The 4,455-nt window shown below is 61.2% G+C and carries 4 protein-coding genes; 3 read left to right on the forward strand and 1 reads right to left on the reverse strand.

What is annotated here, in order from left to right; genetic code table 11:
• Positions 1-115 precede the first annotated feature (115 nt).
• Both ACW9JE_RS28970 and feaR read left to right on the forward strand, forming a co-directional pair.
• The gene (locus tag ACW9JE_RS28970; protein ID WP_224534913.1) at positions 116-1,066 is read left to right on the forward strand and encodes a PDR/VanB family oxidoreductase; all 951 of its coding nucleotides are present in this window, start codon (positions 116-118) and stop codon (positions 1,064-1,066) included.
• A 147-nt stretch (positions 1,067-1,213) separates the two neighbouring features.
• Entirely contained in the window at positions 1,214-2,134 is a 921-nt protein-coding gene (feaR, locus tag ACW9JE_RS28975) for a transcriptional regulator FeaR (RefSeq protein WP_457434709.1), read from the forward strand.
• Between the two features lie 422 nt (positions 2,135-2,556).
• On the opposite strand, the gene ACW9JE_RS28980 is transcribed toward feaR, so the two are convergent.
• Positions 2,557-3,186 carry a response regulator transcription factor gene (locus ACW9JE_RS28980; RefSeq protein ID WP_175379434.1) on the reverse strand — a complete coding sequence of 210 codons (630 nt, stop codon included), beginning with the start codon at positions 3,184-3,186 and terminating at the stop codon, positions 2,557-2,559.
• Between the two features lie 256 nt (positions 3,187-3,442).
• Here ACW9JE_RS28980 and hpaC point away from each other — a divergent pair, with 256 nt between their 5' ends.
• Entirely contained in the window at positions 3,443-3,955 is a 513-nt protein-coding gene (hpaC, locus tag ACW9JE_RS28985) for a 4-hydroxyphenylacetate 3-monooxygenase, reductase component (RefSeq protein WP_457434710.1), read from the forward strand.
• The last annotated feature ends 500 nt before the right edge of the window (positions 3,956-4,455 follow it).

The raw sequence follows: 4,455 nt of genomic DNA on the forward strand, positions 1-4,455 counted from the left end.
GGGGGGCTTTCTCGTGATGGTTTCTCAGCTACATCTATGGCGACTAACACCCCATCGCGAGCATGCTCGCTCCCACAAGGGTTGAACACAAAAACAAGATGATTCAGGTGATGCAATGATGAAGGTGAAGATCGAAAGGATCGTCGACGAAGCGCTGGATATCCGTTCCTTTCGCCTCGTGCGCAGTGACGGCCAGCCGCTCGACACCTATGAGCCGGGCGCCCACGTGGACCTCACGGGGCCGACCGGTGTAACCCGCCAATATTCCCTGTGCAGCCCGCCCGAAGATCGCCGCGCCTACCTGGTGGCGGTGAAGAAGGAAGCGCAGTCCCGTGGCGGCTCACTGGCGCTGCATGAGCAGGTGGAAGAGGGCATGGAGCTGGAAATGGGGGCGCCGCGCAACCTGTTCCGCCTCGATGCCGGTGCCACTGAACACGTACTGTTCGCCGCCGGTATCGGCGTCACGCCGCTGCTGAGCATGGCCTATCGCCTGGCCGAGAGCGGTCAGCCGTACCGCCTGCATTACTTCGCCCGCGCGGCGCAGTACGCGGCCTTTACCGAACTGCTGTCGACCCGATTCGCCGACAACGTGGAATTCCACTACGGCGTCGAACCTTCGGACCTGGACGGCGCCCTGAGCGAATGCCTGGCCCGCGCCGGCGGAGATGCCCACGTCTACACCTGCGGCCCGGCGCCGTTCATGAACAAGGTGGTTGAAGTCGCGTCGCGCAGCCGTTCCGATGACGCCATCCACCTTGAGCACTTCGCCGCTGACCCGGCCGCCAACAGCGCGCCGACCGGTAGTTTCGAAGTGGAACTGGCCAGTTCCGGCGTCGTACTCCACGTGCCAGCCGAAAGCAGCCTGGTGGATGTATTGCAGGCCCACGGTTGCGACATCGACACCGAGTGCCGCGAAGGCATTTGCGGTACCTGCATCGTCGAAGTGCTGGACGGCTTGCCGGAGCACCGCGACAACTGCCTGTCGAACAAGGAAAAGGCGTCCAACAAGCAGATTTGCGCCTGCGTATCCCGGGCACTTTCCGCTCGTCTGGTATTGGACATCTAAGCGCTTTCAAGGCTGGAAAGCCGACGCCGGAGCCTGTTGAATGGGCGCCGGCGGCTGTCGAGGGAGGAGACGGCCGGAATACTTTTATCGAACCGCTCGACGAAGCGGTCGAAAAATAACAACAAAAACACGTGAGGCTCTGCGGACATGATTACTGCATCGGCGGTGCGCAATGAGGCATTCGAAAGCTGGCTCAGCCAGGTCAACCAGGCCTGCGGGCGTTTCGACGCCCGCGCGCTGGACACTGACTTCTATGGCGAACTGGCGGAATTTCGCAGCGGCGCCATCAAGCTCAGTGTGGTCGACATGGCGCACGTGCACCTGTATCGCTCCGACAAGGACGTCAGCGTCAGCAGCGACGGCCATTACTATGCGGTGTTCCAGATGCGCGGCAGTTCGCAGCTCGAGCAGGGCGACAACCGTGCGCAGCTGGGCTGTGGCGACATCGCCCTGATCGACGCCAGCCGTCCCAGCGACATGACCTACAACCACGATTCCCGTCAGCTGTCGCTGATCCTGCCGCGGCAGGTGGTGGAGCGTGGTTCGCATTTCTCGGCGGTCAACTGCGCCACCCGTATCGGCGCCAACAACCCGCTGGCGGCCATGGCCAACAAGCTGGTGCTGGAAACCCGCCAGCAGGAAGGGCTGGACATGCAGGAAAGCGAAGCGGTGCTCGACGCCCTGGTCAGCCTGCTGCTGCCCGGCGTCAGCGCCCGCGACATCGCCGGCGATGCCCATGAGCGGCAGTTCCGCAAGATCATCGCCTTCATCGACGAACACATCAGCAACGAAGAACTCTGCCCCGAACTGATCGCCCGTGAGGTGGGGGTTTCGGTGCGCGGGCTGTACCGGATGTTCTCCAAGCGCGGGCTGGTGGTGGCGCAGTACATCAAACACCGGCGCCTGGATTTCTGCGCGGAAAACCTGCGCCGCTCGGATGTGGAGCAGAAGCTGTCGGCACTGTGTTATGCCTGGGGTTTCTCCGACTCCAGCTACTTCTCCTCGGCGTTCAAATCACGCTTCGGCGTATCCCCGGGCGCCTACCGCAAGCGCTATAGCCAGAACTGACACCGCGTCATCGTTCATCGCGAGCAGGCTCGCTCCCACAGTGGATCTGTTGTGAACACAAAATCCGTGTCCAACACCGATCACCTGTAGGAGCCGAGCTTGCTCGCGATGGCGTAGTGTCAGTCGCCATAAATATTGGATCTGCCGGCCTCTTCGCGGGCAAGCCCGCTCCCACAGTGGTTCTGTTGTGAACACAAAATCAGTGCACGACAGCGGACCACTGTGGGAGCGAGCCTGCTCGCGATGGCGGTGTGTCAGTCGCCATGGATGTTGGATCTGCCGGCCTTTTCGCGAGCAAGCCCGCTCCCACAGTGGTTCTGCTGTGAACACAAAATTTGTGTATGACAGAGATCAAATGTGGGAGTGGGCTTGCTCGCGAAGGCGGCCTTACAGCCGCCGCAACGGTCAGGGCAAGGTGAGCATCAGTGCCGCACCGGCTCCTCACCCGGCAAATGCAGCACCTCGCGCACCAGCATGGCAATGCTGCTCACGCCCATCTTTTCCTTGATCTTGGTGCGGTGCACATCGACGGTCTTGACGCTGATGTTCAGCTCCCGGGCAATGACCTTGCTGGCCTTGCCATCGATCACCAGCATCAGCACCTCGCGTTCGCGGCTGGTCAGCAGGGCGAGCTTGCCTTGCAGGTTCTGGCGCTGCTGCTGGTCGGCCTGGGCGTGCACGGCGGCCTTCAGCGCGGCCTGGATGCGGTCGATCATCTGCTGCGGGTTGTAGGGCTTCTCGACGAAGTCCAGGGCGCCGTTCTTCATCGCCGTGACCGACATCGGAATATCGCCATGGGCCGAGACGAAGATCGTCGGCAGGGTACTGCCGCGCTGGTTGAGGATCTCCTGCAACTGGAAGCCGCTGGTTTCCGGCATGCGCACGTCCAGCACCAGGCAGGCGGGCTGCTGGGGGTCGTACTGGCTGAGGAATTCATCGGCGCCGGCAAAGCACTGCGCCTGGACACTGACGGACTCCAGCAACCACGCCAGCGAGGTGCGCAGGTCCTTGTCGTCGTCAACGATGTAAACAATCGGTTTGCGGGTTTCCATCAGGGCTGCCACGAAATTCTAGTTATTGTTCTCGCACGCGAACGCGCGGCACGCATCGGCTCTTCTTTTTGGAGCCAGTGAGCAGGATAGCCATTGTGACCAGCCCTTGCGATAAAGAAACCACCTAGTCGACTAGCGGAAAGCCTACCTCGGCGTGGGGATCGTCAGAATGGTTGCGCGCGGCCTCGAGCCTTAGTCTTGTTCCATCACCTACGGGCCGCAAACCAGCGGTCCTCCTGAAGGAAGGGGCACCGACATGGCCGACCTGAGCCAGCAGCAAATCGACTTTCGCAACGCCATGGCGCAGTTGCCGGCGGCAGTGAACATCATCACCACCAATGGCCCTGGCGGTCGTTGCGGCATCACCGCCAGCGCGGTGTGCTCGGTGACCGATTCGCCACCTACCGTGCTGGTGTGCGTCAACCGCAACAGCGCCACCCACGACGTGTTCCGCACCAACGGCCATCTGTGCGTGAACGTGCTGTGCGGTGAACAGGAAGAACTGGCCAAGCACTTCGCCGGCATGACCAAAGTGCCGATGGAAGAACGCTTCGCCTGGGACCTGTGGGACGACGGCGCCGCCGAAGTGCCGGTACTGCGCGATGCGCTGGTGCAGCTGGAAGGGCGGATCAGCGAATGCAAGGAAGTGGGTTCGCACTCGGTGATGTTCGTGGAGCTTACCAAGGTCGGCGTGCGTGAGCCGCGGGATAGCCTGGTTTACTTCAACCGCCTGTTCCATCGTCTGGATCATGCGGCGGCGGCCTGCTGAAGACCGCGTTATCGTTCATCGCGGGCAAGCCCGCTCCCACAGTGATCTTCAGTGAACGCGGAATTTGTGTTCGAAGGAGATTCTTGTGGGAGCGGGCTTGCCCGCGATGGCGTTGGATCAGTCGCCATCCATTTTGAATTTTCCGGCCTCATCGCGAGCAGGCTCGCTCCCACATGGGATCTGGTATGGGCACAAATTCTGTGTTCGACGCAGAACTAAATGTGGGAGCGGGCTTGCTCGCGAAAGCGGTGTGTCAGGCGACAGTGATGTTGAATGTGATGGCCTCTTCGCGAGCAAGCCCGCTCCCACCATAGAGTTGTTGTGAGCACAGAATTTGTGTACGACCAGAACCATTGTGGGAGCGGGCTTGCCCGCGATGGCGTTGGATCAGTCGCTATCCATTTTGAATTTTCCGGCTTCATCGCGAGCAGGCTCGCTCCCACAGGGGATCTGGTATGGGCACAAATTCTGTGTTCGACGCAGAACTAAATGTGGGAGCG

This window comes from Pseudomonas sp. SDO55104_S430, assembly GCF_054070595.1.

Bases quoted from the DNA above. Each gene is read 5' to 3' on its own strand.
- hpaC (WP_457434710.1), top strand. From the start codon at position 3,443: ATGGCCGACCTGAGCCAGCAGCAAATCGACTTTCGCAACGCCATGGCG.
- ACW9JE_RS28970 (WP_224534913.1), top strand. From the start codon at position 116: ATGATGAAGGTGAAGATCGAAAGGATCGTCGACGAAGCGCTGGATATC.
- ACW9JE_RS28980 (WP_175379434.1), bottom strand. From the start codon at position 3,186: ATGGAAACCCGCAAACCGATTGTTTACATCGTTGACGACGACAAGGAC.
- feaR (WP_457434709.1), top strand. From the start codon at position 1,214: ATGATTACTGCATCGGCGGTGCGCAATGAGGCATTCGAAAGCTGGCTC.